This is a genomic window from Rhodoferax aquaticus, assembly GCF_006974105.1.
Classification (GTDB): Bacteria; Pseudomonadota; Gammaproteobacteria; order Burkholderiales; family Burkholderiaceae_C; genus Allorhodoferax; species Allorhodoferax aquaticus_A.
Window position 1 is genome coordinate 552,853 of record NZ_CP036282.1, and the last position, 24,798, is coordinate 577,650.

Consider the following 24,798-nt stretch of genomic DNA (forward strand, 5'->3'; position numbering starts at 1 on the left):
TATGAAGACTGTTTATGCATTCAATCCAATTACGCGCCTCTATCAGGGTGAGGTGCAACTGGGCGAAGGTGACCTATCGCCACTTGAACCAGGCGTTTTCTTGATCCCAGCTGGGTGTGTGGAGGTCGTACCACCAAGCCATGATCAATCAGAGTTTCTTGAGTGGGGTGATGGTGCGTGGGTTGTGAAGAAGATTCCAGAACCTATCCAAGAGCCAGCGGAAGCGCCGCTTACTCAGGAGCAACTGCTGGCCCGATTCACTGCCGCCATTCAATCGCGTCTGGATGGGTTGGCGCGCTCTAGACACTACGACAACATTTTGAGCGCCTGTTCTTATGCGGCCAGCGCAGTAGCCAAATTCAAAGCAGAGGGGCAGGCCTGCGTGAATTTGCGGGATTCCACCTGGGCAGCAGCATATGCAATCCTGGAACAGGTCAATTCCGGACAGCGACCTCTCCCAGACGACCTGGCCGACATCGAAGCCGATCTGCCCGCCCTGGAGTGGCCGCAATGAGCGCCCATTTAGTCGCGCTGGCTGCCCTGGGGTGGGTGCTGGCATATCTGTACGGCTTTTGGCTGCTCTACGTCCTGATCATGGGCTTCTATCGAGCCTATCTAAGCAAGCGCCTGACCAAGCCCGCCTTGGTGCTGGCGTCACCCGCCCTGATAGTTGGCTACCTGGTGGACCTGATCGCCAACTGGACGCTCGCCACAGCGTGGTTCTTGGAGTTCCCCAAGCGACCGCTGGAGCTGGTGACAGATCGACTTTCCCGCTACATCGGCCTGCAGGAAGACTGCTGGCACAAGGAACACGCGGTATGGGTTTGCCAGAACCTGCTGGACTACTTTGACCCCCACGACAAGCACTGCGTGAGCGAGTCTTAAACAATTTTCAACCCTGGAGAAAACTATGTCTGATGCCCACATTGAGCAAGAAATCCAAGCCAAAGGCCTGACGGCCGCCCGTGTTACGCCTTCAGCTATTGAAGCGAATATCGCCAGCGAGTTCTACTTCACAGCGACTGAGGGTGTTTTGGGCGCTTCTGAGATGGGTACTGCGCCTGCAGGTCAGGCCAAGTCACTCGACCTTTTGACCTTCTGTGTTTTGGTGCTGCAAAACGGCTTCGTCGTGACCGGCGAGTCGGCCTGCGCCAGTCCTGAAAACTTCGACGCAGAGATCGGTCGCAAGATTGCTCGCCAGAACGCAGTTCAGAAGATTTGGGCCTTGATGGGCTACGAGCTGCGCACTAAGCTGGCCCGCCTGGCAGAACCACTGGTGACCGACGAGATGGTGAGCCGGTTCCTGCGGTGGCCTGTGCCTGCAAACGTCCATCCAGACGGAACGCCAGGGCAGCCTGGTCGCATTGGCACCAACCTGTTGGATGCCCCCACAGCCCGGCAGATGTTGGAGCAAGTTCTCTCCGGCGCATAAAAACAGGGCGAGGGCCTGCGGTGCGCTAACACCTCAAGCCCCCGCCTCCGCCGTGAATGACCACGGCATCGACCGAAGACCCTGCCACCTAGCTAGGCCGGGTCATTATCCAAGATGCCATCCCATGGAAATTGTTCGTTGTGGCCGGTGCCAAAGAAAGTTGGCCGAAGCCCAGTACCTGAGACTTGAAATCAAATGTCCCCGCTGCGGGACTATGAACATCCTGAGGGCCGAGCGCCCCACACCTGAGCGCCCTGGAGCGTCAAACGTTGAAAGCAACTATGACCAAGACCAAAAGCGTCAGGACGCCCCTTAACAATTCGACAGCACCGCAGGCGGCACCATTGGTGCCGTGGGTGGGCGGCAAGCGCCGCTTGGCCCAGCACATCCTGCCCCTGTTTCCCCAGCATGACTGCTACGTGGAGGCCTTTTGCGGCGCGGCCGCACTGTTCTTTCTCAAGGAACCTGCCAAGGTGGAGGTGCTGAACGATGTGCATGGCGACCTCGTACGGCTCTACCGGGTTGTGCAGAACCACCTCGAGGAGTTCGTCCGCCAGTTCAAGTGGTCGCTAGCCAGCCGGGAAATGTACGGTTGGCTCCAAGACACGCCGCCCGACACTTTGACCGATATCCAAAGGGCAGCCAGGTTCTTTTACCTGCAAAAACTGGGCTTTGGAGGCAAGGTAGACGGCCAGACCTTTGGCGTGGCCACGACAGCCAAGTCGCGGCTCAACCTGCTGCGCCTGGAGGAGGATTTGAGCCTGGCGCACCTCCGGCTCCACCAGGTGACCATTGAGCACATGGACTGGGCGGCCTGTGTGGAGCGCTACGACCGCCCGCACACGCTGTTCTACCTGGACCCGCCTTACTACGGCACCGAGGGCTATGGCGTGGGCTTTGGGCTGGAGCAGTACGACAGGATGGCCGACCTGCTGCGCACCATGAACGGCAAGGCGCTGGTGAGCGTGAACGATATCCCGCAGATGCGCTTGGCCTTCAAGGGGCTCGCCATGCAGCGGTTGTCGATCAACTACACCGTGGGTGCCTCTGGGCGCGGTCGGGAGCCCAAGGGCGAGCTGCTGATCGCCAACTTCGATATCTGACCCTATGATGGAGCCTTGGCAGCTGCGTCATAAATAGATGGGTAGACGCCCCAAACGAAGAAACCGCCCTCGGGCGGTTTTCTTTTGGAATTCAAAGGTGGTTTGATGCCAATTAAATGCTGGTTCAAAGATGCGTCTGAACAGTTAGAAAATGCTGGATCAAACCAAACGTCTGCCCGGATCAAACCAAACGTCGCGCTACTCTCCAGCCCCTTTGGTCGTGGTCTTGATGAGTTCCACTCTGTTTTTCGTTTGCATGAGTGGGCGCATGATTCCCGGCATGGCCATGCTGACCTCGGCAGCCAATCCGGCGGTGCGCGGCACGTTTATGACGCTCAATTCAGCGGTGCAGTCGGGGGCTATGGGCTTGGCCGCATTGGCAGGTGGCCACATCATCAGCAGGGATGCACAAGGCCATGTTCAGCACTATTGGATGGCGGCGGTGCTTGGGGGGTGTGCAAGCATTTTGAGCATCGTGGTCGCGCGTCGCCTTAATCTGCACAAGCCTCCCAATGTGCCTCAAAAGTAGCCCCTTTTTTGCTTGGGGCGATAGAAAAAAAGAAATTGCAATTCCAAATGTTCGCGTGCATAGTTAAGTCGGCTTTTGCCACATTCTTGTAATTTTTGGTCTGTAAGCACTCGGTAGAAATACAGTGTGTTTTTAATTCCCTGATAGCAATTGGAGGCTATTTATGAACTTGACGATCAGCGGTCACCATCTCGAAGTTACCCCTGCCTTGCGCAACTATGTGACGACAAAGCTTGATCGAATCATGCGTCACTTTGACCAAGTGGTTGATGTCAAAGTGCTACTGACCGTTGAGAATCAGAAGGAGAAAGAGCGACGGCAACGCGCCGAATGCAATATCCATGTCAAGGGCAGCGATATGTTTGCCGAGAGTGCACATGAAGACCTGTATGCCGCCGTGGACGAATTGGTCGATAAACTGGACAGGCAAGTGGTGCGTCACAAAGACCGCATTCAGAACCACCACCACGCGGCTCCCAAGCGTTTGATGTAAGCCCAGCGTTTCCATCCCCAACAAGAACCGCCCACATTAGGGCGGTTTTTTTTGTGCATAATCCCACACACACTATGAATCGACTAGCGTCTATCCTGTCTCCTTCGCAAGTACTTGCGCAAGTCGAGGTCACCAGCAAAAAGCGAGCCTTTGAAGAAGTCGGCCTGCTGTTTGAAAACTTGCACGGTCTCAGTCGAGCGTTGGTGACAGACAGCCTCTTTTCTCGTGAGCGCTTAGGTTCTACGGGCTTAGGCCAGGGCGTGGCAATTCCCCATGGGCGGATCAAGGGCTTGAAGGCACCGATGGCGGCTGTTTTTCAATTGGCTGAGCCTATTGGTTTTGACGCACCTGATGAGCAGGCAGTAGGGCTTCTGATTTTCTTGCTGGTGCCGGAGGCCGCTACCCAAAAGCATCTCGAAATTCTGTCGGAAATAGCCGAGATGCTGAGTGATGTGAATTTGCGCGCCAAACTCACCGCCAGTACTTCGTCAGAAGCATTGTTTGCGCTCCTCGCTGACTGGAAATCGGCCAACACCCAATAGATCACCCTTGCGCTGGAGGCTTTGATTGAAACCTACCGTTGTTAGCGCAGATGTACTCTTCGAAGAGTTTCGAGCCCGTCTACGTTGGGAGTGGGTCGCTGGTTTGGGCGCATCCGAGCGCCGCTTTGATGAAGTGGCCGTAAAAGCGGCCACTTCTGGAGCAGATTTAGTCGGCTATCTCAATTACATCCATCCCTATCGCCTTCAAATACTGGGAGCGCGTGAAATCGCGTACCTTGCGAATGCCAGCCCGGAAGACTGTGCGCGGCGGGTGTCACGCATTGTGACTTTGGAGCCGCCAGTCCTAGTGTTGGCTGAGGGGCAGGCGGCCCCTGAGGCCTTGCTGTCGATGTGTGAGCGGGCGCAAATCCCCATGTTTGCGACCAAAGAGTCTCCCGCCTTCGTGATCGATTTGCTCAGGGCTTACCTATCGAAGCACTTTGCCGACCGCACCTCCATGCACGGGGTGTTCATGGATATTTTGGGCTTGGGTGTGCTCATTACCGGCGAGTCAGGCTTGGGCAAAAGCGAATTGGGTTTGGAATTGATTTCGCGCGGCAACGGGTTGGTGGCAGACGATGCGGTTGATTTGTTTCGCATCAACCAAACCACCATTGAAGGCCGATGCCCTGCACTTTTGGAAAACCTGCTGGAAGTGCGCGGAATAGGGCTGCTCGATATTCGCGCCATTTTCGGTGAAACGGCTGTGCGCCGAAAAATGCGACTCAAACTGATTGTTCATTTGGTGCGCAGGGAGACCATGGAGCGTGAATACGAACGCATTCCCTACGAACCGCTAACGCAGGATGTCTTGGGCATCCCGGTGCGAAAAGTTGTGATTCAGGTAGTCGCTGGTCGCAATATTGCGGTCTTGGTAGAGGCCGCGGTGCGCAATACCATTTTGCAGTTGCGTGGAATTGATACCTACCAAGAGTTTGTTGAGCGCCACCGTAAGGCCATGGGGTGATGGCGCGGTGCTCAATTAACTGAGGTGGCGCGGGTTCACAGGCTTATTGGGGCACTGCACTTTGGTGCAGTTGGCGTACAGACTCAAAGCATGGTCGTAAATCTTAAATCCACGGGCCGTTGCTAGTTCGTGCTGGCGCTTTTCGATTTCGGCATCAAAAAACTCCTCGACTTTGCCGCAATCGAGACATACCAAATGGTCGTGGTGTTCCCCTTGATCGAGCTCATATACCGCCTTGCCGCTCTCAAAATTGCTGCGTGTCAGAATGCCCGCTTGTTCAAACTGCGTGAGTACACGGTAGACCGTCGCCAACCCCACATCCGAGTTCTCTTGCAGCAAGACCCGGAACACATCTTCGGCCGTCATGTGGCGCTGTGTCCCTCGCTGGAACACTTCCAGTATCTTGAGTCGTGGAATGGTGGCTTTGAGGCCGGTACTTTTGAGTTCGTCAATATTCGTCATGGCGTCTTTCCAGTGTAGGCAAAGGGTCGCCCTGAGAGGGGCTGCCGCTACAATGACGTCATCATATCGCCACGCTACTACCCATGCACGAAATCCCCCGTTTGAGCCTCCGTTTGTATTGCCTCGCGCTTGTGTGTATCAGTGTCTTGGGGTGCAGCAACCTAGGAAGCGCAACCGACCGGTTGGCGACGGCCGCCACGCCCTACAAGATGGATGTGATTCAAGGCAATGTGGTCACTAAAGAGCAGGTCGCCTACCTTAAGCCCGGTATGCCTCGCGCCACAGTGCGTGACGTGTTGGGGTCTGCTCTGCTGACGAGCGTGTTTCATGCAGACCGTTGGGACTATGTGTTCACTTTGAAACGCTTGGGTGCAGAGGCCCAGTCTCGCAAGGTGACGGTTTTTTTCGTCAATGATCTGTTGGATCGCATTGAGGCCGACGACTTGCCGAGCGAGTCCGAGTTTGTGACAACTTTGCGCTCTGGCCTCAGCGTGAAGCCCGAAAAGTTACCTGCCTTGGACGCGTCAGAAGAAAGCCTGAGCAAGTTTCCCGCACCGGCCAAACGCCCTGCAGCTGAGCTGCCCGTGCCGGCGGCACCCGTGCGCTATCCACCCCTAGAGCCCTCACGCTAATCCGCGCGGTTTCGATTTCCATCTAACGTTATGACATTTCAAATTGCCATTGCAGGTGCGTCTGGTCGTATGGGGCAGATGCTGATTGAGGCGGTGCTTACAGCACCTGACTGTGCGCTCACTGGCGCCCTTGACATTGCAGGTAGCCCTGCGCTGGGACTAGACGCAGGGGCTTATGCAGGCCGCGTTACTGGGGTGCCAATAGCGGCTGATTTGCACACAGGCTTGCAGAACAGCAAAGTACTGATCGACTTTACCCGGCCTGAAGGGACCATGGCCCACTTGCGGGTGTGCCGGGAATTGGGTGTTGCGGTCGTCATTGGAACGACGGGTTTTACGGATGCCCAAAAAGCGGAAATCGCCGATATCGCTAAGCACATTCCTATCATGATGGCCCCTAACATGAGCGTGGGCGTAAACGTCACACTCAAGCTCTTAGAGATGGCGGCCAAGGCGCTTAGCACCGGTTACGACATTGAAATTGTGGAAGCGCATCACCGCCACAAGGTGGATGCACCGTCTGGCACTGCCCTCAAAATGGGCGAAGTGATTGCCGATGCCTTGGGCCGTGATTTGAAGGACTGCGCGGTTTACGCACGCGAAGGGGTGACCGGCGAGCGTGACCCGTCTAGCATTGGCTTTGCCACGATCCGCGGTGGTGACATCGTGGGCGACCATACCGTCTTGTTCGCAGGCATTGGTGAGCGCATCGAAATCTCCCACAAGTCGTCCAGCCGCACGACCTACGCCCAAGGTAGTTTGCGTGCTGTACGCTTCTTGGAGGGCAAGTCATCGGGCCTCTACGACATGTTTGATGTGCTTGGATTGAAATGAGCGCTTTAGAACTCGTGCTACAAGGTGATGCTGTCAGTGTTGGCGTAGCTGTGGCGTTGCTGCTCATGTCAATAGGCAGCTGGGTCGTCATCTTGTGGAAAGGGTGGATGCTGCAGCGTGCCCACCGCGATGTGGCGCGCAGTGCCGCTGCGTTTTGGCAAGCGCCGTCGATGGAGCAAGCCATGGTGTCTTTGCGTGCCTTTGACCGAGAACTGCTGCTGTTGCCCTTGGTCGAGGCCACACAAGCCCCGACACACGGCACGCTGGCTGCGGCGGGCGATGCCTCGCAGCAACTCACCCGCGTGTTGCGTGACGCATTACATGGTGTTCTGCACCGCTTGCAAGCAGGACAGGTATTGCTGGCAACCGTGGGTTCGATTGCTCCCTTTGTCGGCTTGCTTGGTACGGTGTGGGGCATCTACCATGCTCTCATCGGGATCGCCGGAGCAGGCCAAGTCAGCATCGACAAAATTTCTGGTCCAGTGGGTGAGGCTTTGATCATGACGGCTGCGGGCTTGGCTGTCGCGATCCCAGCCGTGTTGGGCTACAACATCTTGGGCCGGGTGATTGGCCGTATCGAAGCGGACCTCGAAGGGTTTGCGCGTGATGTACGTGAACTGCTGCTGAGCCAAGCGCAAAAGCCAGCCAGCCACTAGAACACCATGTCTTTTGGCCGCTTAGAACGCACCCAGGGCCCGCAGCCCATGAGCGAAATCAACATGACGCCCTTGGTGGACGTCATGTTGGTGTTGGTGGTCATTTTCATTTTGACGGCCCCTTTGCTCGTGAGCGCCGTGAAGGTGGATTTACCCAAGGTGCAGAGCACCGAGGCAGCAGATGCGCCTAAATCCATTGCGGTGTCCATCGATCAAGCGGGTCAGGTTTATGTAGGCGACAAATCCAGCTCGCTATCGGAACTGTCGATCGCCTTAAAGCAGGCTGCTGAACGCAATGCAGATACCGAGGTGCAGCTCCGGGCCGACACCACGGTGCCTTATGGGCGCGTGGTGGAAGTTATGGGTTTGGCGCAAAAAGCGGGTTTGAACCGCATCGGTTTTGTCACCGACCCACAGGCCACCCCACCAGTTTCTGCGAACTAGGTGGCCCTAGACGCCTAAAATTCTTTCGATATTTCTTTTTGCGACCCGTTGTCGCGTTTTGTCCTATTTTTGACCCTCTTTGACCCATGCAAGACAAGTACCAGCACACCGACATCGAAAAAGCGGCCCAAGACCACTGGGCGCAGCCCTTGTGGAACGGCAGCAATGCGTACCGCGTGACCGAAGACGGGTCCAAGCCCAAGTACTACGCATGTTCCATGCTGCCGTACCCCAGTGGCAAGCTGCACATGGGTCATGTGCGCAACTACACCATCAACGACATGTTGGCCCGTCAGCTGCGCATGAAGGGCTTCAATGTGCTCATGCCCATGGGCTGGGATGCATTTGGCTTGCCTGCCGAGAACGCGGCCTTGAAAAATGGCGTGCCCCCCGCGCAATGGACCTTTGACAACATTGCCTACATGCGCAAGCAAATGCAGTCCATGGGCTTGGCCATCGACTGGAGCCGTGAGATTGCTACGTGTACCCCTGAGTACTACAAGTGGAACCAGTGGCTGTTCTTGAAGATGCTGGAAAAAGGCATCGCCTACCGCAAGACCCAAGTGGTTAACTGGGACCCGGTGGACATGACAGTGTTGGCCAACGAACAGGTGGTGGACGGCAAAGGCTGGCGCACCGGCGCGGTGGTCGAAAAGCGCGAGATCCCGGGTTACTACCTCAACATCACGCAATACGCTTCTGAGCTCTTGGACCATGTGCAGCTGGGCAATGACAAGGCCACGCTCAACGGCTGGCCCGACAAAGTGCGCTTGATGCAAGAGAACTGGATCGGCAAGAGTGAGGGCGTGCGCTTTGCCTTCACCCACACGATTGCGGACAACACTGGCGCACTGATTGGCGATGGCCGCATGTACGTGTTCACCACCCGTGCTGACACCATCATGGGAGTGACCTTTTGCGCGGTGGCGCCTGAGCACCCCTTGGCGTTGCATGCAGCCACCAACAACCCTGCATTGCGCGCCTTTATGGACGAATGCAAGAGCGGCGGCACCACAGAAGCCGAACTCGCCACCCAAGAGAAAAAGGGCATGGCCACCGGCTTGTTTGTCACGCACCCCCTGACCGGCGAACAAGTCGCTGTGTGGGTTGGCAACTACGTGCTCATGAGCTATGGCGATGGTGCTGTGATGGGCGTGCCTGCGCATGACGAGCGTGACTTTGCGTTTGCCCTGAAGTACGCATTGCCGATCAAGCAAGTCGTTGCCTTGGCAGATGCGCCCAGCGCTTTCAGTGACCAAGCATGGGCCGACTGGTATGGCACCAAAGGCCCGGGCATCGCCGTGAACTCCGGCAAGTACGACGGCCTTGCCTTCAAAGCAGCCGTGGATGCTGTCGTCACGGACCTAGCCGCCAAAGGCTTGGGCGAGAAAAAGACCACTTGGCGCCTGCGCGACTGGGGCGTGAGCCGCCAGCGCTACTGGGGCACCCCCATCCCTATCATCCACTGCGAAGAACATGGCGCAGTACCCGTGCCAGAGAAAGACCTGCCTGTGGTCTTGCCCTTGGACTGCGTGCCGGATGGCTCAGGCAATCCGCTGAACAAGCACGAGGGCTTCCACGCAGGGGTGGTGTGTCCCGTGTGCGGCAAAGCGGCCCGCCGTGAAACGGACACCATGGACACCTTTGTGGACTCCAGCTGGTACTTCATGCGCTATTGCGACCCCACCAACACCGAGGCCATGGTGGCCGGTGGTGCGGACTACTGGATGCCTATGGACCAGTACATCGGTGGTATTGAGCACGCGATTCTGCACTTGCTGTACGCGCGCTTCTGGACCAAGGTCATGCGCGACATGGGGCTGGTCAAGGTAGATGAGCCTTTCACCAAGTTGCTGACCCAAGGCATGGTGCTCAACCACATCTACAGCCGTCGCACAGAGAAGGGCGGCAAAGAGTATTTCTGGCCGCATGATGTGGAAAACGTGATGGATGAGAGCGGCAAGGTCATTGGCGCCAAGCTCATCCACGCGGTGGGCGACTTGCCCGTAGGCACGGCGATTGACTACGAGGGCGTGGGCACCATGTCCAAGTCCAAAAACAATGGCGTGGATCCGCAAGACCTGATCGAACGCTATGGAGCCGACACCGCGCGCCTGTACACCATGTTCACCGCGCCACCCGAGGTGACGCTGGAGTGGAACGATGCGGCCGTAGAAGGCAGCTACCGTTTCCTTAAGCGCGTCTGGGCATTTGGCCACAAGCTGTCTACTATGGATTTGGTAGCGGCTGGCGCAAGCGTGGCGGGCGCGGGAAGCCTCAAAGACGTTGACTTTGGCAAGCCTGCCAAAGCCTTGCGTTTGGAAGTGCACACCGTGCTCAAGCAGGTGGATTACGACTACCAGCGCATGCAATACAACACCGTGGTCTCTGGTGCCATGAAGTTGCTCAATGCGCTGGAAGGCTTCAAGGCCTTGGACACGCCCGGCGCGCAGGTGGCCCTGATCGAAGGCTTCAGCATCTTGCTGCGTTGCCTCTACCCTGCAACCCCGCACTTGGCGCATACCTTGTGGTCGGAGCTGGGCTATGCCGCGCAATTGGGCGACCTGCTCGATACCGCCTGGCCCACTGTGGACGCGTCTGCCTTGGAGCAAGACGAGATCGAGATGGTGTTGCAGATCAACGGCAAGCTGCGTGGCTCTGTGGCCGTGCCCTCGGGCGCAAGCAAAGAGCAGATCGAAGCTTTGGCCTTGGCTTGCGACACCTTTGTCAACTTTGCAGCCGGCGCGGCTCCGAAGAAAGTCATTGTGGTGCCGGGCCGCTTGGTCAACGTGGTGCTCTAAACCATGGCCCGCACCGCGCGCACGATGCTAGGGGGCCTGTTGGCAGCAACGCTGCTCGCGGGCTGTGGCTTTCACCTGCGCAGCAGCCAAAACTTTGCGTTTGAAACCGTAGCGGTTACCCCCGAGAACTCGGGGGCGGTGGCCACCGAGATGACGCGCTACTTGGGCAGCGCGATCCGCCCCTTGGCACCCAAAGCCGGTGAGCAAGCCCCGCAGGTGATCATCGACATTTTGGAAGAGCAGCGGCTCAAAAACGTGGTCAGCACCAGTGCCTCGGGCCAGGTGCGCGAGTTTCAGCTGCGCATGAACGTGCGGTTTCGCATGCGCACGCCCCAAGGCGCGGAACTGATTGCGCCTACCGTGATTACCCAGACGCGCGACATTAGCTTTAACGAGTCTGCAGTCCTTGCCAAAGAGGCTGAAGAAACGCTGCTCTGGCGTGACATGCAGTCCGATGTGGTGCAGCAGTTGTTGCGCCGAATAGCGTCCGTCAAATCTCTATCCCCAAGCCCCTAGGTAGCGTTGGGCTTGTCGCTGTACAAATAGGCAGAGATCGCCTCGGTCAGTTTTTGGGCTTGTTTGACTTGGTCTTTGCCGTTGACCATCAGGCTGGTGGTCAATGCCTCGATCAGGAGCAAAGCCGGAGCATAGCTGCCAGACAGCACCGGGTGGGCGGCAGGCGCAATCAACACATCGTGCGCCCACTGGGTGAGCGGAGACGCCATGGAGTCGGTGAGGGCAATCACGTGCGCGCACTGGCCGCGGGCAAATCGGGTCAGCATCACCGCGTCGCTGGCATAGCGTGGAAACGAAATGGACACCAGCAGGTCTTTGGGGCCGATGTTCATCAATCGGCCAGCGGCCACCTCCGTGCCCCCATATTCGACCACGTTGATGGTTTGGCGGCAAAACGGTTGCAAGTTCAGCGCCAAAATCGCGGCCAAGTGCGCGCTGATGCCAAAGCCCAGGGTGTACACCGTTTCGGCCGCCAAAATCTTATGGGCCGTGGCTGTCAGCAGCGCAGGGTTCAAGCCGGCTACTGTGGCTTGCAAGTGGTGCAAGCTGCTGTCCAAACTTTCGGCAATGATGGGGTTGCCGTAGGGGGCCGATACTGCGCCGTTGCGTTGCAAGACATCGCGCAGCTTGTCCACCGGTTGCAACGCAGTCTGCAAGGACTCCGCCATGCCCGAGCGCAGTGCCGCAAAGCCACTGTAGCCCATGGTGCGCGCAAATCGACTCAAGGTTGGTGCCGACGTCTGCGTATGCTGTGCCAGCTCATCGATGCTGCAGGCCGTGGCGCGCACCGGGTTACGCAGCAAATAGTCGGCAATCAGGGCGTTATTGCCTTTGCCACCCGCGAGCACCTCGCGCAGCTTGGTGCCCAAAGCGGACTTGGCAAAAGCGGCATCCACAGAAGGCGCTGAAAAAGCCGTTGATACGTGCGTGTCGTTCTGTGTCATTCGTAAAGCGTATCAGACTTCCAAGGGGAAAAACGCAATGCGCAAGCCGCTGTAAGCAAGCTGCGTGTCGTCGCCACGGAAGCAGGTTTGGGTGTCCCGAGTGAGTGTGATCGCAAAGATGGGCTTGTCTTGCTGTGTGCGGCCGTCCGCACTGTGGCGTGTGTCACCGTGTGCGCTTTGTGCGCCAGTGCGGCCCATGTGCGCTGCCAGCTTGGCGAACTGGTGGCTGTCGTAGTCTTGCACTTGGTGCATGGCAACGGTCTGCGCGTCTGGATGTCGCTGAAGTTCGGGGCGCTGTGGGCTTAGCTGCACCTGCAAATCGCCTCTTGCGTCCATCGTGAGTGTGTCGCCTTCATGTAAGTGGTGCGCAATGAAGCCGTGGGCGCGAAAGCAGGTGCCCTTATCGGTGGCGCTCTGGGCCTGCCGTGCGTCTAAGACCCACACCCCGTACTCGCCTTGCACCGCCATGTGGGTGGTGCCGTTGGCATCTGCCTGGTGCACCACGAGGGCTGTGTTTTCATCGATCCCAAAACCATAGTCCATGCCATATTCCAGCGTGGCGCGCGCCAAGCGGCCCTCGCGGCAGCGCTGGGAGAAATGGGAGTCCAACACGCCAAAGGCAAACGTAGCCAGGCCACCATGGCCATATACGCGGGCACGGGCCGGTGTTTCTAGCGCTGCACCAAGGCCTGGCTCAAAGCCGCGCTGCAGTGCGGCATAGGAGTCACCACCGCCGAGCATGGGCACAGGACGACCGTGCCATAGACCGCCGCCCTGAATGTGGTTGCCAGCGCTGGTGCCCGCAACGAGCAGTCGGCCCTGCGCAAAGCGCTCGCGCAAAAGCGTGAGCCAAGGGCTGGCCTGACGTAGTTCGCCCTCGGAATCGGGCTGCACCCACGCCTCCAGAATGCGGGCTTGGTCGCCGCCGCTGAAGTAGATGCCGTCCAGTGAGGCTAGTACGCGGTGGAGTTCCTCGCCTTGGTTAGCCGCCATCGCGCAGAGCTGTTGGGCATAGTCGGGAAAACGCAGACAGCTGTGCCAATGGGGCTGGTCGGTGCCTGTGTTGGCGTAAGCCTCGTAGTACAGCTCGGCATGGTCTGCGGTGGCATGCGCCATCGCACGCAGCAAGCCGCCATTGAGTGGGAGGTAGATCGCGTTGGCACCGGCCGAACGCAGGGCAAATACGTTGATATCTGCCTCCTCAAACGGGTTGTCACTGGCCGCAGTCACCACGCCTATGCGAGGCTCCTGGGTATTGCCTAGTACGCGAGCTGCTTGAACCAGCCTTGTGTAGATGCCCTTGGAGTGCGGGTCTGACAAGTATTGCACCGTACGCAACTCCCGTTTGCGCAGCGGTGCTTCCACGGGTTGCACCAAACAGTGCAGGACGACGGCCCACTGCGCGGCGTTGAGCACATCCGCGTGTTGGCCCGCTTGCCTAAGGTGTGTATGTACAAGGGCGCGCAGTGCGTCAGCGTGCAGGCTCGCAGTGGGCGACACATGGGGGCGCAGGGCTTGCCCTAGCAGCTGCCGCAACGGCCGGGCCAGCAAGTCATCGGGCACCGACGCAAGCCTAGTCAGGGTGTGCGCAGTGATGGTGTAGCGGTAGGCGCGACCGGGCTCGGGATCAGGAGGGCAAAACATCGCCCCGTCAAAGGGGATGCCTTGAAACGCGGGGTCCTTGGCCAAGATGTCATGCCAGTCGGCCAGGCCATGGGGCGGCTGCACAGCACCCTTGGAGCTGGTGCAATTGCGCATGCCGCCGCCAATCAGCATGCTGGTAATGGGCGTCAATGGCTGATTCATAGAAGAGGTTTTCACATACGGCCCAAGCCGCCGTGCACAGGCACGGCGGCTTGGGCTTTTGCGAACTTGCAGTTTAGTTAGGCGCGATCGCTAAGTTCACATTGGTGTAAGAAATACTGTCGCCCACCCCGCGGAACGCTGTGCCTGCCCCCCGGGTCAGCGTCAGCGTAAACGCTTGCGACTGGGTGGTGCGCCCATCCGAACTGGTCGCGTTGGTGCCCGTGGCTGTGCTGGCGCCGGTCAGACCCATGGAGCGTGCCATTTTCAGCATGTTGCTGCTTCCGTAGTCCATGATCTTGGTCTGTGTCACGGCTGCAGCACTTTGCACCAAGGGCAAAAGGGGGCGACCGCCGTGCGAAGACAGGTTCACATTGAGCTCGCCGCTGCTGGTAATGGTGAGCGTGTCACCCTGCACCAAGTAGTGGGCTTTGACTCCACTGATGGTGTAGTTCCCCGTGGCCGTACCGGTTGCGGTGGCGTTGCGCACATCCACCACAAACACGCCACCGGCACCCAGCACGGACATGGTGGTTCCGCCATTGGCAGGGCGTTTGCCTACCACCAGTGCAGTGTTTTCATCCACGCCAAAGCCGTAGTCCATGCCACCTTCTTTGGTGGCGCGCACCAGGCGGCCTTCGCGGGTGCGTTGTGAGAAATGGGAGTCCAGCACGCCGTATGGGAAGAAGCCGTGACCACCTTTGGCATAGCGGCTGGCCGCAGCGGCGCTTTCGATGGCGGCACCACTGCCTTGGCTAAACCCACCGCTCAAGGCCGCATACGAGTCGCCCCCGCCAATCATGGGAACGTCCAGACCCTTCCAGGTGCCGCCCCCTTGGATATGGTTGCCCGCGCTGGTGCCTGCTACCACCAAGCGGCCTTGGTCAAAGCGGTTACGCAAGGTGGTGAGTTCTGCGCTGGCGGTGAAGGTGGAGCCGCTCTTGGTGAACAGGCTCTCCAAATGCCGCGCTTGATCGCCACCACTGAAGTACAGGCCATGCAGGCCTTCTAAGGTGGCCGTCAGGCCCGCTGGGTTGTTGCACGCGCTGGACTGCGCGGCTGCGAGGTCAGGGTAGACCTGGTCCATGTGAAAGGCATCGGCCACCGCATTGGTGTTGGCAAAGGCGTCATAGTGGAAAGCGACTTGGGCGCACTGGCTGGCGTCCATGGCGCGGCGCAAGCCCCCATTGAACGGCAGGTACACCACCTCAGCCCCTGCAGACTTCAGTGCCCACACATTGATGTCGGCATCCAAAAACGCATTGTCAGCCGATGCAGTCACGACCCCAATTTTCGGTTTGCTCCCACCCGCCATGGCCTTGGCGGCCTGCACAAACTGGGTGTAAATGTCCAAGGACGCTGGGTTGGACAAGAACTTGACCGTGCGCGCCTCGATCTTGCGGTTGGTTTGTGGATTGGGATCCACAAACGCGCTGCGCAAAACAGCCTTCTCTGCGCTGTTAAGGCTGGCGGTTAAGCCAGCTGCCACAGCGCTTCCGTCTGCGGCCAGTTTGCGTGCTCGAAACTCCGCGCGGAAGTTGGGGCTGGCAGTGCTGCCGTCGCTGTTGTACCGGTACTTGATCGTGCCGGTGCCAAAGCTGGTTTGCAAAGCCTGCGCGATGAGTACGGCCTTGTCCCGGTTGGTGCTGCTTTCAAACGTAGCCGTTTGCACTGCAGCGATATTGCTGTTTGCTAGCGTGCAATCGGTGCCATTGCTAGGGGTTGCTGTGCCGCACATCGCAATGAGCAGGGCGTCAAAGTCGGCCCCAGACAACTCGCTGACCCACAAAGCCGTACCGTCGGCATAGAGCGGCTTGCTGCCGTCGAAGTCAGAGAACGACAACTGGTTCTTCGCTCCGCCGCCTGCCAAGCGCGTATCAATAGCCGCCACCACCGTGGACTTGCGGCCCGCGTCGAACAAGCTGGCTGGCAGCGCATTGAGCTTGTCACGGTTCGCTTGGGTGATGCTGTAGGTAAACGTGGGTGTGGCGTAGTTCGAGTCAAAGCTGATGTTGGCTTTGGTCAATCCTGCGAACACAGGGTCTTGCGCCAAGATGGTGGTCCAGTCTGCGGAGCAGTTGCTGCTTTGGGTGTCGCCATTGAAGCTGGAGCAGTTTTTGCCGCCACCGCCCACTACAAAGTTCGTGATGGTGCCCATGGCCGCCAACTTGTTGTTGACCTCCAGCTTGCCCAGGGTGTCGGCAAAGTGGGCCTTGGCCGCGTCTGCGCTCTTCAGGGCACGCCCGGGCGGCGACAGTGCAGTTTGTACCAGGCTCACTACGGCAGTATTGAGGTCGCTGATGTCTTGGAGCTTGCGTCCCGTTGTGCCAATGGCAGTTCGCACCGCAGCAGAAATGGTGATGCCGTTGGACGGGTCGTTGTCGTCATCCAAGGTCTGCAAAACCTGCAACAGTTTGATGACTTCTGGGTCGTTGACCGAGGTAGCTCCGGCCACCATGTCCAGCGGCGTTACGGTACCGCTAGCCGGGCCGCTACCCAAGGTCAGCCCCCCAATGCGAAACGTCACCGTGTCTCCGGGGTTGTAGCGGAAGTTGCCATTGGCGTCGGTGGTTCCGCGCAGACCAGAGCTGGTCTCGTAGTCGACATTGCCGACGGCCGCATCAATGAACTGGCCGGTAAGGGCACTGGTGCTGGTGGTGGTGGTGTTGCCGCCACCGCCGCCGCCACAAGCGGTGACCGCCAGGGCTACGGCTGCGAAGAGAAAGGTCTTTTGCATGGTGAGTGAGGGTTCTCGGTTAAATGGGTTGTGAAAATTTCATCACAGCAAAAGTAGAAATTATTATTTCATTTAAATGCACAGTAAATACCCTCGGTGTCGTAATTTGGCAATTGATGGTCAATAACACAGGGTTTCTACTAATGATTTCATATTTCAATAAGATGAAAATTTACTTCCAGATCAGCAACTCATGAAAGTGCTGTCTCTGTCCATCTTTTTCATCAGGAGTTCATATGATTCGTAAAGTTGCTGCCGTAGCCGCATTGCTGGCACTGTTTGGCGTGAGCCAGGTTCACGCCCAAGCCCCGAACTGGGCGAAGGTCCGTATTGGTGTGGAAGCCAACTACCCCCCGTTTTCGTTGATGTCCACTGACGGCAAGTTCTCGGGCTTTGACATCGACATCGCCAATGCCATCTGCGCCGAAATGAAGGCAGAGTGCACCTTGGTCTCCCAAGAATGGGACGGCATGATGCCTGCGCTCAACGCCAAGAAGTTCGACATGATCGTGGCGTCCATGTCCATCACCGAAGAACGCAAGAAGTCTGCCGATTTCAGTGACTCGTACTACGACATTCCGTCCGCATGGGTCGCCAAAGCGGGTACCTTCAAAGACGTCAACGCTGCAGCGTTGAAGGGCAAAAAAATCATCGTCACGCGCAACACCCCGCGCGCCAAGTTCGTGCAAGAGAACTTCAAAGACAGTGAAATCTTGTTGGTGGCCAAGGAAGCAGAAGTCACCATGGAACTGGCGGCTGGACGCGGTGACATCGGTTTTGGCTCTTCCTTGGCAGCAACCGCTGCCTTCTTGAAGTCTCCAGAAGGCAAGGGCTATAGCAAAGTGGGCACGCCCATCACCCTGGGTGGCGCCAAAGAGGGCGGCGGCGTTGGTATAGCCATGCGCAAGGGTGAAGACACATTGCGCACCAAAGTCAATGCAGCGCTCAAAACCATTACGGCTAACGGCGTCTACAAGACCATCAACGACAAGTACTTCGACGTCAACATCCGCGGCGAGTAATTTGGCGCAATTAGGCTGCTGGCGCACTTGAATAGTGCGCCAGCAGCTATCAAAAAAATAGCAATAAGGTGATCCTATGCTGTACGGTTACTTGCCCGCGATCCTAGAGGGGCTAGGGCTCACGCTCAAGGTCTCGGCTTCGTCCTTGGCCATTGCCTGCGTGTTTGGGCTGGTGGGGGCCACCGCCAAGCTGTCTCACTCACGGGCCGCGCGCTGGTCGGCAGAGGTGTACACCACTCTGATTCGCGGAATGCCTGAGCTGGTGCTCATGCTGTTGATCTTCTATGGCGGCCAAATCGGAATCAACAAGCTGGCTGAGTCCCAAGGGTGGGAGTACATCGACATCCCTCCCTTCTTCGCCGGTGTCATGACCATTGGTTTTATCTTTGGTGCCTACCTCACAGAAACCTTTCGCGGTGCCATTTTGGCGGTGCCCCGCGGGCAAGCGGAGGCTGGCTTGGCCTTTGCGCTGTCGCCCCGCGTGGTGATGTGGCGCATCGTGTTGCCGCAAATGGTGCGCCACGCAATTCCTGGCTTTGCGAACAACTGGCTCATCATGATCAAGGCGTCCGCGCTGGTCTCCATCATCGGTTTAGACGACATGGTGCACCGCGCTGGCCTCGCGGCTGCGACCACGCGCGCCCCGTTCACGTTCTACATGGCGGTTGCGCTGATCTACCTCACGCTGACCAGCATTTCTATTTTTGTCCTGTCGCGTGTCGAAGCGCGCTACAGCGTCGGTGTCCGTCGGGTGGAGTTCTAAGATGCAATGGCACATCATTATGGAGAGCCTGCCGCTCTACGTGGACGGCATCCGTACCACTTTGGTCTTGCTGTTCATCAGCTTGGCCAGTTCCTTCGTGCTTTCGGTTCCCTTAGCGGTGGCACGCGTGTCGCCCAATCGCTGGCTGTCCAAGCCGGTGTGGTTTTACACCTATGTGCTGCGAGGCACGCCGCTTTTGGTGCAGTTGTTCATTCTGTACCACGGATTGGCACAGTTTGAAGCGGTGCGCGAAAGCGTGCTGTGGGTCGCGTTCAAGAACGCCTGGTTTTGCGCCTGGCTGGCCTTCACCTTGAATTCCACCGCCTACACCACCGAGATCTTTGCGGGGGCCCTCAAGGCCACGGCCATTGGGGAGATCGAGGCCGCCCGCAGCTATGGGCTCAGCGGCTTCAAGCTGTACAGCCGCATCCTCTTGCCCGGTGCCTTGCGCCGCGCGTTGCCGCAGTACAGCAACGAGGTGGTGGGCTTGATGCACGCCACCGCCATTGCCAGCACCGTGACCTTGGTAGACATCACCCGTGTGGCCCGCGACGTCAACGCCAACTACCTCTTGGTCACCGAGTCCTTTGGCGTGGCGGCCCTCATTTACTTTGTGCTGACCTTCACCCTCGTGGGCATCTTTAAGTTGCTGGAGCGCCGCTTCTTGCGTCACCTACGTCCCCAGTCCAGCGCGACTGCCACTTAAGTCCCTATTGCGTATGCTTACCGAAACCATTGAACTCACCGCCTTTGCGCCGGGCACGCGCCACAGCCTGCAAGTCCAGCGCTTTGGCACGCCGGGCGCGCGACCCAAGGTCTATATCCAAGGGGCATTGCATGCCGATGAAGTGCCCGCGATTGTGGTCACCCAGGCCTTGTCGCGCCACCTCAAAACCTTGGAAGCGCAGGGCGCGATACTGGGTGAAGTGGTCTTGGTGCCTTATGCCAACCCCATTGGCCTGGCCCAGCACACCTTGGGCCACCATCAAGGTCGGTTTGACCTGCGCGATGGGGGCAACTTCAACCGGGGCTATGCCGAGCTGGCCGCCAAGGTGGTAGAGCCACTGCGCCCGCAGCTCACCCAAGACGTGGCCCGCAACACGGTGCTGGTGCGCCAAGCCTTGGTCCATGCCGTAGACCAACTGACCGCGGCTAACACCACCCAAGAGCTCAAGAACACCTTGCTGCGCTTGGCCATCGATGCGGACATCGTGCTCGACCTGCATTGCGACACCGACGCGGTGTTGCACCTCTACGCCATGACACCGCAAAGCGCAGACGCAGAGGCACTGGGCGCGGCCTTGGGCGTACAGGCCTTGCTGCTGGCCATAGAAGCAGGCGACTCACCGTTTGACGAAGCCTGCGCCCGCCCCTGGTACCAGTTGCAGCAATGGCTGCCGCAGTTCCCCATCCCCATGGCCTGCTTTGGTGCGACCGTGGAACTGCGGGGCGAGACCGACACCAGCCACGCGCTCGCGGCGCAAGATGTGCAGGGCCTGTGCGCCTACTTGGCCATGCGCGGGGTGCTAGCCCTGCCGCAGCCCACGGGCAGTGCCCCCGCGCCATGGCCCGTCGCCCTGTGCGAACCCACGCCACTGGCCGGGTCCGAGCCCATTACGGCACCCCACGCAGGCGTGGTCATCTTTCATCGGCAGCCCGGGCAGCGTGTCAAAGCCGGTGACCTCATTGCCGACCTGCTCAACGCAGACACGGGCGAGCTCACGCCCTTGCACTGCCAGTCTGACGGGCTGTTGTACGCCCGTTGCGGCCAGCGCTGGGCCAGTGCAGGCAAACGCCTGGCCAAGATTGCGGGCACTTCCTTGGCACGCACCGGCAAGCTCTTGAGCCCTTAACCTAACTGCAAAAAGAAGATCAACATGGCCACAAAAACACGGTCCTTGAAGAGCCTGCTCGCCATCGCGATGGTGACAGCGATGCTGGGCGCGATTGCGCTGGCCGCATGGCAGTGGCGCTACTGGATCCATCCCATTCGTATCGGCATTGAAGGCGGCTATCCCCCGTTCAGCAAGAAAGAGGCGGATGGCACGATCTCGGGGCTGGAAATCGACTGGGCCCATATGTTCTGCGCCAAGATGCGTGCGCGCTGCGAGTTGGTCCCTACGGAGTTTGATCAGCTGATTCCGGACCTGCAAGCGGGCAAACTGGACGCGGTCATGGCCTCGCTGAGCATCACCGAAAAGCGGCTCAAGCTGGTCGACTTTTCGCAAAGCTACTACAACGTGCCCAGCGCGTGGCTTGCCAAGAAGGGGCAGTTTCAGTCGGTGCTGCCCGGAGAGTGGCTCAGTGGCAAGAAGGTTGCCGTACTCAAAGGCTCCCCCCGCGACCAGTGGCTAGGTGACAACTACAAAGACCTGCAACGCGTGTTGGTGAGCAGTGAGGCTGACGCCTACAAAGCACTGCAAACCGGTGCCACGGACTTGGCATTCACCTCCATGCTGGTGGCCAAAACCAAATTCTTGGGCACGCCCGAAGGCGCTAACTTTGCGGTGGTTGGCAAGCCCACGTGGCTGAACAACGCCAACAGCGGCGGTGGTGTCGGTGTTGCTGTGCGCAAGGGCGATGCCCGCCTGAAGAAGGCATTTGACAAAGCAATCTCCGCCTCCATTGGGAGTGGCGAGCACAAAGAAGCCGCCGTGCGCTACGTAGATTTTGAATTGAACGAGAGAATGTAAGACATGTCCAACACCCCCATTTTGCAAGGCCTAGACATCCACAAGCGCTTTGGCGCAAATGAAGTGCTCAAAGGCGTAAGCGTCACCGCTGAAAAAGGTGACGTCATCTCCATGATCGGCTCCAGCGGTTCTGGCAAAAGCACTTTTTTGCGCTGCCTCAATATGCTGGAGCAGCCCAACGCTGGGCGCATCATCTTGGACGGCGACGAGCTCGCATTGGCGCCTGATAAAGCCGGTGCTTTGGCGGTACAAGACGCCAAGCAACTGCAGCGCCTGCGCGCCCAAGTGTCTATGGTGTTTCAGCACTTCAACCTGTGGGCGCATATGACGGCGGTGGAGAACGTGACAGAAGCCCCCATCCACGCCCTCAAGCTCAGCAAAGCCGAGGCCTTGGAGCGTGCCCACAACTACCTGCAGCGCGTGGGCGTGTACCACCGCAAAGATGCGTTTCCGGCCCACCTGTCGGGCGGCGAGCAGCAGCGCGTGGCCATTGCCCGGGCCCTGGCCATGGAGCCTAAGGTCATGCTGTTCGACGAGCCCACCTCGGCCCTAGACCCCGAGTTGGTAGGCGAGGTGTTGCGCGTGATGCGCTCGGTGGCCGAAGAGGGGCGCACCATGATTGTGGTGACCCACGAAATGGGCTTTGCCCGTGAGGTCAGCAACAAGCTGGTCTTCCTGCACAAAGGCCAAATCGAAGAGCAGGGCGACCCCCAAGAGGTGCTGCAAAACCCCAAGAGCGAGCGCTTGCAGGCCTTTTTGTCCAACAGCCTGAAGTAGCGCCTGCCGAGCGGTGGGCGCGCATGGTGCAGGCTAAACTCTGCCCATGCAAATCAGCGCCAACCAACTCGCCAACCACCTGCAGCGGGGGCTCAAGAGCCTGTACACCGTGCACGGGGACGAGCCTTTGCTGGCCCAAGAGGCCCTAGACGCCATACGCGCAGTGGCCCGCACCCAGGGCTACACCGAGCGCACCTCGCACACCGTGTCGGGCGCGCATTTTGACTGGAGCGAAGTCTTGGCCGCCGGTGGCTCGCTGAGCCTGTTTGCAGACAAGCAAATTCTGGAAATCCGCATCCCCTCGGGCAAGCCCGGCAAAGACGGCAGCGCGGCCTTGCAGCAGCTGGCCCAAAGCGCGCAGGGCAACGACTCCACGCTCACCCTGGTCATGCTGCCCCGCTTGGACAAAATGACCAAGACCGGCGCGTGGTTTGCCGCGCTAGAGAGCTATGGGGTGACCCTGCAGGTAGACCCGGTGGAGCGCGCGGCGCTGCCGCAGTGGATTGCCCAGCGCTTAAGCGCCCAAGGCCAGCGCGTGCAAGCGGGTGAAGATGGCCAGCGCACGCTGCAGTTTTTTGCCGACCGGGTAGAGGGCAACTTGCTGGCAGCGCACCAAGAGGTGCAAAAGCTGGCCTTGCTCTTCCCCGCCACGGGCCCTGAGGGCGGCGTACTCACGCTAGAGCAGGTGGAGAGCGCCGTGGCCAATGTGGCCCGTTACGACGTATTCAAACTCTCAGAGGCCATACTGGCAGGGCAGTCGCTGCGCGTGCAGCGCATGCTCGACGGCCTGCAGGCCGAAGGCGAGGCCGAGGTGCTGGTGCACTACACCGTGGCCGAAGACATACGCGCCCTCAAGCGTGTGAAAGATGCCATGGCCCAAGGCCGCCCCCTGCCCATGGCCTTGCGTGAGCAACGGGTGTGGGGCAACAAAGAGCGCTTGTTTGAACGCGTGCTGCCCCGCCTGAGTGATGCCGCCATTGCTGAGCTGCTGCAAAGCGCCCATGTGGTGGACGGTATCGTCAAAGGTCTGAAGCAACCCGACTGGCCCCACAACGGCTGGCAAGCCCTGCACCGCTTGGCCTTGCAGCTGACGGCCTTGTGTGCCAACACGGCGCCCACCAGCGCAGGCCCTGCCACACCGCGCCCCGCCATGGCCCCCGCCTATGGGCGGCGCTAAGCCCTGAGGTGCGTATGTCGATGCCAACACTCCCTACCCACAACCGCCGTGCCCTATGCGTGGCCGTGCTGGCCTGTGCCTTCGCCACGGCGCTGCATGCTGCGGATGTCAGCCGCGTCGACGGCTCAGGCCGTGTGGTCAAACAACAGCGCGCGGTGAGCGGCTTTAGTGGCATCGATCTTGAGCTACCTGCTAACGTGGAGGTGGTCCAAGGCCCGCGCGAGGGCGTGCACCTGGAGACGGATGACAACATCGCATCGCACATAGACACCGTGGTGGAGAGCAAACGGCTGCGCATACGCCCCGCCAAACGCAGCACCACGCTCAACCCCAGTCGCCTCAACATCACGGTGTACGTGCGCAGTTTGGAGCAACTCAACATCGCAGGTGCTGGCACGGTGGACATCCAGCGGCTGCAAACGCCCGCACTGACCCTCAGTATTGCCGGTTCAGCGCGTGTGAACCTGCCTGCCTTGGACGCCGACACGCTGACCCTGCGCATTGCGGGCAATGGCACTGTGAACCTGGCCGGTCGTGCCGACGCGGTGCGTGCGGATATCTCGGGTTCTGGCGAAATTGGAGCGGCGAGCTTGGCCAGCCAGACGTTCGCGCTGGCCATTGCCGGTGCAGGCACGGCCCAGCTCTGGGTGCGGCAAGCGCTCAACGTGAGTGTGGTGGGCTCGGGTGACGTTGCCTATTGGGGGGATGCGGTGGTCACCAAGTCCATTTCGGGTGTGGGCCAGGTGAAACGCCTGGGCAGTGCGCCTCCTCAGTAGTTCAACCGCTAGCCACTGGGGTTTTTGAGACGCCACGGCGCGTTTTTTGAACACCCACTCCCCCAACCCCTCGCCCCGTCGGCGAGGGGAGTCTTTGAACTGCCGATTGGATGGTTTTTCCCCGGCAACAGGGCTACCCAAGCACCGTAGCCAACAGGGGTGATCCACCACGGCCAGTGCATGCGGTTGTAGGGCCTCGGATGGGTGTGTACGCCCCCACTGGCGCGCTTCGCCGCCAGCGTTGGCAAGCCAAAGTGCAAGAAGGAACTACAACCGCCTCGCACGCGCCGTGGCCAAGCAACCCGTCGGCAACGCCACCCCTGTAGACGCGCATCCGGCGACCAATGCCCAAATTGGCAGTTCAAGGCTCCCCTCGCCGACGGGGCGAGGGGCTGGGGGAGTGGGTGTTAAAGACCCCGCCGCCCCGCCAAACCCTCACCGATGAACGCAAGCTGCTGTCAGTTCGCCACCCAAGCCACCAAGGCCACTGCAGGGTTGTCCTTCTCCATCACGCCCATGATGCCTAGGGCCAAGGCAAATGGGCTTGCCCCCACCAAAGGGCCAGCAAAGGTAAACAGCAATCCTTTTTTCAAGGGTGCAGACAGGTGAAACGAGGCCATGGTGCAGAGTCAGGGTGGGTTTGAGCGCCATCAAGGCATGCGCAAAGTGTGGGGCGCTATTGTCCACCGGGCGTT

The 24,798-nt window shown here is 59.2% G+C and carries 28 protein-coding genes; 23 read left to right on the top strand and 5 right to left on the bottom strand.

The features are described from left to right. The first annotated feature begins 1 nt into the window (after position 1). From EXZ61_RS02610 to hprK, 9 genes are all read left to right on the top strand, one after another. The gene (locus EXZ61_RS02610) at positions 2-514 is read left to right on the top strand and encodes a hypothetical protein (RefSeq protein WP_142808741.1); all 513 of its coding nucleotides are present in this window, start codon (positions 2-4) and stop codon (positions 512-514) included. Beyond that, positions 511-885: a hypothetical protein gene (locus tag EXZ61_RS02615; protein ID WP_142808743.1), complete on the top strand. Its 375-nt coding sequence runs from the start codon at positions 511-513 to the stop codon at positions 883-885. The genes EXZ61_RS02610 and EXZ61_RS02615 overlap by 4 nt, the downstream gene beginning before the upstream one ends. A gap of 25 nt (positions 886-910) precedes the next feature. Next, positions 911-1,432, top strand: coding sequence for a Gp49 family protein (locus EXZ61_RS02620; RefSeq protein WP_142808745.1), 522 nt, complete (start codon positions 911-913; stop codon positions 1,430-1,432). Between the two features lie 124 nt (positions 1,433-1,556). Beyond that, positions 1,557-1,748 carry a Com family DNA-binding transcriptional regulator gene (locus tag EXZ61_RS02625; RefSeq protein ID WP_087493896.1) on the top strand — a complete coding sequence of 64 codons (192 nt, stop codon included), beginning with the start codon at positions 1,557-1,559 and terminating at the stop codon, positions 1,746-1,748. Next, positions 1,714-2,535 carry a DNA adenine methylase gene (locus tag EXZ61_RS02630; RefSeq protein ID WP_142808747.1) on the top strand — a complete coding sequence of 274 codons (822 nt, stop codon included), beginning with the start codon at positions 1,714-1,716 and terminating at the stop codon, positions 2,533-2,535. The genes EXZ61_RS02625 and EXZ61_RS02630 overlap by 35 nt, the downstream gene beginning before the upstream one ends. A 229-nt stretch (positions 2,536-2,764) precedes the next feature. Continuing rightward, positions 2,765-3,064 (top strand): hypothetical protein, encoded by a 300-nt coding sequence (locus EXZ61_RS02635; RefSeq protein ID WP_178084832.1) that lies wholly within the window; start codon positions 2,765-2,767, stop codon positions 3,062-3,064. A 163-nt stretch (positions 3,065-3,227) separates the two neighbouring features. Continuing rightward, positions 3,228-3,557 carry a ribosome hibernation-promoting factor, HPF/YfiA family gene (gene hpf / locus EXZ61_RS02640; protein WP_142808749.1) on the top strand — a complete coding sequence of 110 codons (330 nt, stop codon included), beginning with the start codon at positions 3,228-3,230 and terminating at the stop codon, positions 3,555-3,557. A gap of 74 nt (positions 3,558-3,631) precedes the next feature. Continuing rightward, positions 3,632-4,099: a PTS IIA-like nitrogen regulatory protein PtsN gene (gene ptsN, locus EXZ61_RS02645; RefSeq protein WP_142808751.1), complete on the top strand. Its 468-nt coding sequence runs from the start codon at positions 3,632-3,634 to the stop codon at positions 4,097-4,099. Positions 4,100-4,124: 25 nt separating this feature from the next. Beyond that, positions 4,125-5,066: an HPr(Ser) kinase/phosphatase gene (gene hprK / locus EXZ61_RS02650; protein ID WP_142808753.1), complete on the top strand. Its 942-nt coding sequence runs from the start codon at positions 4,125-4,127 to the stop codon at positions 5,064-5,066. A 15-nt stretch (positions 5,067-5,081) separates the two neighbouring features. On the opposite strand, the gene fur is transcribed toward hprK, so the two are convergent. After that, complete coding sequence (gene fur, locus EXZ61_RS02655; protein ID WP_142808755.1) at positions 5,082-5,528, bottom strand: ferric iron uptake transcriptional regulator; 447 nt, start codon at positions 5,526-5,528, stop codon at positions 5,082-5,084. Between the two features lie 83 nt (positions 5,529-5,611). Here fur and EXZ61_RS02660 point away from each other — a divergent pair, with 83 nt between their 5' ends. The 6 genes from EXZ61_RS02660 (at position 5,612) to EXZ61_RS02685 (ending at position 11,411) form a co-directional block, all read left to right on the top strand. Continuing rightward, a complete protein-coding gene (locus tag EXZ61_RS02660) occupies positions 5,612-6,160 on the top strand; it encodes an outer membrane protein assembly factor BamE (RefSeq protein WP_142808757.1) in 549 nt (182 codons plus the stop codon). 30 nt (positions 6,161-6,190) lie between these two features. Next, the gene (dapB, locus tag EXZ61_RS02665) at positions 6,191-6,994 is read left to right on the top strand and encodes a 4-hydroxy-tetrahydrodipicolinate reductase (RefSeq protein WP_142808759.1); all 804 of its coding nucleotides are present in this window, start codon (positions 6,191-6,193) and stop codon (positions 6,992-6,994) included. Then, entirely contained in the window at positions 6,991-7,650 is a 660-nt protein-coding gene (locus EXZ61_RS02670) for a MotA/TolQ/ExbB proton channel family protein (RefSeq protein WP_142808761.1), read from the top strand. Before dapB ends, EXZ61_RS02670 begins: the two co-directional genes overlap by 4 nt. A gap of 6 nt (positions 7,651-7,656) precedes the next feature. Then, a complete protein-coding gene (locus EXZ61_RS02675) occupies positions 7,657-8,094 on the top strand; it encodes an ExbD/TolR family protein (protein ID WP_142808763.1) in 438 nt (145 codons plus the stop codon). Positions 8,095-8,180: 86 nt separating this feature from the next. Then, complete coding sequence (gene leuS, locus EXZ61_RS02680) at positions 8,181-10,895, top strand: leucine--tRNA ligase (RefSeq protein ID WP_142808765.1); 2,715 nt, start codon at positions 8,181-8,183, stop codon at positions 10,893-10,895. Between the two features lie 3 nt (positions 10,896-10,898). Continuing rightward, complete coding sequence (locus tag EXZ61_RS02685) at positions 10,899-11,411, top strand: LPS-assembly lipoprotein LptE (RefSeq protein WP_142808767.1); 513 nt, start codon at positions 10,899-10,901, stop codon at positions 11,409-11,411. On the opposite strand, the gene EXZ61_RS02690 is transcribed toward EXZ61_RS02685, so the two are convergent. From EXZ61_RS02690 to EXZ61_RS02700, 3 genes are all read right to left on the bottom strand, one after another. Continuing rightward, entirely contained in the window at positions 11,408-12,355 is a 948-nt protein-coding gene (locus EXZ61_RS02690; RefSeq protein ID WP_142808769.1) for a MurR/RpiR family transcriptional regulator, read from the bottom strand. The genes EXZ61_RS02685 and EXZ61_RS02690 overlap by 4 nt on opposite strands. A gap of 12 nt (positions 12,356-12,367) precedes the next feature. After that, entirely contained in the window at positions 12,368-14,161 is a 1,794-nt protein-coding gene (locus EXZ61_RS02695) for a hypothetical protein (RefSeq protein WP_142808771.1), read from the bottom strand. A gap of 73 nt (positions 14,162-14,234) precedes the next feature. After that, complete coding sequence (locus EXZ61_RS02700) at positions 14,235-16,895, bottom strand: cyanophycinase (RefSeq protein ID WP_142808773.1); 2,661 nt, start codon at positions 16,893-16,895, stop codon at positions 14,235-14,237. Positions 16,896-17,131: 236 nt separating this feature from the next. Here EXZ61_RS02700 and EXZ61_RS02705 point away from each other — a divergent pair, with 236 nt between their 5' ends. From EXZ61_RS02705 to EXZ61_RS02740, 8 genes are all read left to right on the top strand, one after another. Continuing rightward, positions 17,132-17,917 carry a transporter substrate-binding domain-containing protein gene (locus EXZ61_RS02705; protein WP_142808775.1) on the top strand — a complete coding sequence of 262 codons (786 nt, stop codon included), beginning with the start codon at positions 17,132-17,134 and terminating at the stop codon, positions 17,915-17,917. Between the two features lie 76 nt (positions 17,918-17,993). Continuing rightward, positions 17,994-18,680, top strand: a complete 687-nt coding sequence (locus EXZ61_RS02710) for an ABC transporter permease (protein WP_142808777.1) — start codon at positions 17,994-17,996, stop codon at positions 18,678-18,680. A gap of 1 nt (position 18,681) precedes the next feature. Next, a complete protein-coding gene (locus EXZ61_RS02715; protein ID WP_142808779.1) occupies positions 18,682-19,386 on the top strand; it encodes an ABC transporter permease in 705 nt (234 codons plus the stop codon). 13 nt (positions 19,387-19,399) lie between these two features. After that, the gene (locus tag EXZ61_RS02720) at positions 19,400-20,533 is read left to right on the top strand and encodes a succinylglutamate desuccinylase/aspartoacylase family protein (RefSeq protein ID WP_142808781.1); all 1,134 of its coding nucleotides are present in this window, start codon (positions 19,400-19,402) and stop codon (positions 20,531-20,533) included. A gap of 24 nt (positions 20,534-20,557) precedes the next feature. After that, on the top strand, positions 20,558-21,373 hold the full coding sequence (locus tag EXZ61_RS02725) for a transporter substrate-binding domain-containing protein (RefSeq protein ID WP_142808783.1): 816 nt from the start codon (positions 20,558-20,560) through the stop codon (positions 21,371-21,373). Between the two features lie 3 nt (positions 21,374-21,376). After that, on the top strand, positions 21,377-22,150 hold the full coding sequence (locus tag EXZ61_RS02730; RefSeq protein WP_142808785.1) for an ABC transporter ATP-binding protein: 774 nt from the start codon (positions 21,377-21,379) through the stop codon (positions 22,148-22,150). A gap of 46 nt (positions 22,151-22,196) precedes the next feature. Continuing rightward, the gene (holA, locus tag EXZ61_RS02735; RefSeq protein WP_142808787.1) at positions 22,197-23,327 is read left to right on the top strand and encodes a DNA polymerase III subunit delta; all 1,131 of its coding nucleotides are present in this window, start codon (positions 22,197-22,199) and stop codon (positions 23,325-23,327) included. A gap of 20 nt (positions 23,328-23,347) precedes the next feature. Further along, the gene (locus tag EXZ61_RS02740) at positions 23,348-24,103 is read left to right on the top strand and encodes a head GIN domain-containing protein (RefSeq protein ID WP_168224679.1); all 756 of its coding nucleotides are present in this window, start codon (positions 23,348-23,350) and stop codon (positions 24,101-24,103) included. 458 nt (positions 24,104-24,561) lie between these two features. Here EXZ61_RS02740 and EXZ61_RS21860 read toward each other — a convergent pair whose 3' ends face one another. Continuing rightward, on the bottom strand, positions 24,562-24,723 hold the full coding sequence (locus EXZ61_RS21860; protein WP_168224680.1) for a hypothetical protein: 162 nt from the start codon (positions 24,721-24,723) through the stop codon (positions 24,562-24,564). Positions 24,724-24,798: the final 75 nt, after the last annotated feature.

What these genes read in the sequence shown, in the direction of transcription:
- EXZ61_RS02610 (WP_142808741.1), top strand. Translation starts at nt 2, where the DNA reads ATGAAGACTGTTTATGCATTCAATCCAATTACGCGCCTCTATCAGGGT.
- EXZ61_RS02615 (WP_142808743.1), top strand. Translation starts at nt 511, where the DNA reads ATGAGCGCCCATTTAGTCGCGCTGGCTGCCCTGGGGTGGGTGCTGGCA.
- EXZ61_RS02620 (WP_142808745.1), top strand. Translation starts at nt 911, where the DNA reads ATGTCTGATGCCCACATTGAGCAAGAAATCCAAGCCAAAGGCCTGACG.
- EXZ61_RS02625 (WP_087493896.1), top strand. Translation starts at nt 1,557, where the DNA reads ATGGAAATTGTTCGTTGTGGCCGGTGCCAAAGAAAGTTGGCCGAAGCC.
- EXZ61_RS02630 (WP_142808747.1), top strand. Translation starts at nt 1,714, where the DNA reads ATGACCAAGACCAAAAGCGTCAGGACGCCCCTTAACAATTCGACAGCA.
- EXZ61_RS02635 (WP_178084832.1), top strand. Translation starts at nt 2,765, where the DNA reads ATGAGTTCCACTCTGTTTTTCGTTTGCATGAGTGGGCGCATGATTCCC.
- hpf (WP_142808749.1), top strand. Translation starts at nt 3,228, where the DNA reads ATGAACTTGACGATCAGCGGTCACCATCTCGAAGTTACCCCTGCCTTG.
- ptsN (WP_142808751.1), top strand. Translation starts at nt 3,632, where the DNA reads ATGAATCGACTAGCGTCTATCCTGTCTCCTTCGCAAGTACTTGCGCAA.
- fur (WP_142808755.1), bottom strand. Translation starts at nt 5,528, where the DNA reads ATGACGAATATTGACGAACTCAAAAGTACCGGCCTCAAAGCCACCATT.
- EXZ61_RS02660 (WP_142808757.1), top strand. Translation starts at nt 5,612, where the DNA reads ATGCACGAAATCCCCCGTTTGAGCCTCCGTTTGTATTGCCTCGCGCTT.
- dapB (WP_142808759.1), top strand. Translation starts at nt 6,191, where the DNA reads ATGACATTTCAAATTGCCATTGCAGGTGCGTCTGGTCGTATGGGGCAG.
- EXZ61_RS02670 (WP_142808761.1), top strand. Translation starts at nt 6,991, where the DNA reads ATGAGCGCTTTAGAACTCGTGCTACAAGGTGATGCTGTCAGTGTTGGC.
- EXZ61_RS02675 (WP_142808763.1), top strand. Translation starts at nt 7,657, where the DNA reads ATGTCTTTTGGCCGCTTAGAACGCACCCAGGGCCCGCAGCCCATGAGC.
- leuS (WP_142808765.1), top strand. Translation starts at nt 8,181, where the DNA reads ATGCAAGACAAGTACCAGCACACCGACATCGAAAAAGCGGCCCAAGAC.
- EXZ61_RS02685 (WP_142808767.1), top strand. Translation starts at nt 10,899, where the DNA reads ATGGCCCGCACCGCGCGCACGATGCTAGGGGGCCTGTTGGCAGCAACG.
- EXZ61_RS02690 (WP_142808769.1), bottom strand. Translation starts at nt 12,355, where the DNA reads ATGACACAGAACGACACGCACGTATCAACGGCTTTTTCAGCGCCTTCT.
- EXZ61_RS02695 (WP_142808771.1), bottom strand. Translation starts at nt 14,161, where the DNA reads ATGAATCAGCCATTGACGCCCATTACCAGCATGCTGATTGGCGGCGGC.
- EXZ61_RS02700 (WP_142808773.1), bottom strand. Translation starts at nt 16,895, where the DNA reads ATGCAAAAGACCTTTCTCTTCGCAGCCGTAGCCCTGGCGGTCACCGCT.
- EXZ61_RS02705 (WP_142808775.1), top strand. Translation starts at nt 17,132, where the DNA reads ATGATTCGTAAAGTTGCTGCCGTAGCCGCATTGCTGGCACTGTTTGGC.
- EXZ61_RS02710 (WP_142808777.1), top strand. Translation starts at nt 17,994, where the DNA reads ATGCTGTACGGTTACTTGCCCGCGATCCTAGAGGGGCTAGGGCTCACG.
- EXZ61_RS02715 (WP_142808779.1), top strand. Translation starts at nt 18,682, where the DNA reads ATGCAATGGCACATCATTATGGAGAGCCTGCCGCTCTACGTGGACGGC.
- EXZ61_RS02720 (WP_142808781.1), top strand. Translation starts at nt 19,400, where the DNA reads ATGCTTACCGAAACCATTGAACTCACCGCCTTTGCGCCGGGCACGCGC.
- EXZ61_RS02725 (WP_142808783.1), top strand. Translation starts at nt 20,558, where the DNA reads ATGGCCACAAAAACACGGTCCTTGAAGAGCCTGCTCGCCATCGCGATG.
- EXZ61_RS02730 (WP_142808785.1), top strand. Translation starts at nt 21,377, where the DNA reads ATGTCCAACACCCCCATTTTGCAAGGCCTAGACATCCACAAGCGCTTT.
- holA (WP_142808787.1), top strand. Translation starts at nt 22,197, where the DNA reads ATGCAAATCAGCGCCAACCAACTCGCCAACCACCTGCAGCGGGGGCTC.
- EXZ61_RS02740 (WP_168224679.1), top strand. Translation starts at nt 23,348, where the DNA reads ATGCCAACACTCCCTACCCACAACCGCCGTGCCCTATGCGTGGCCGTG.
- EXZ61_RS21860 (WP_168224680.1), bottom strand. Translation starts at nt 24,723, where the DNA reads ATGGCCTCGTTTCACCTGTCTGCACCCTTGAAAAAAGGATTGCTGTTT.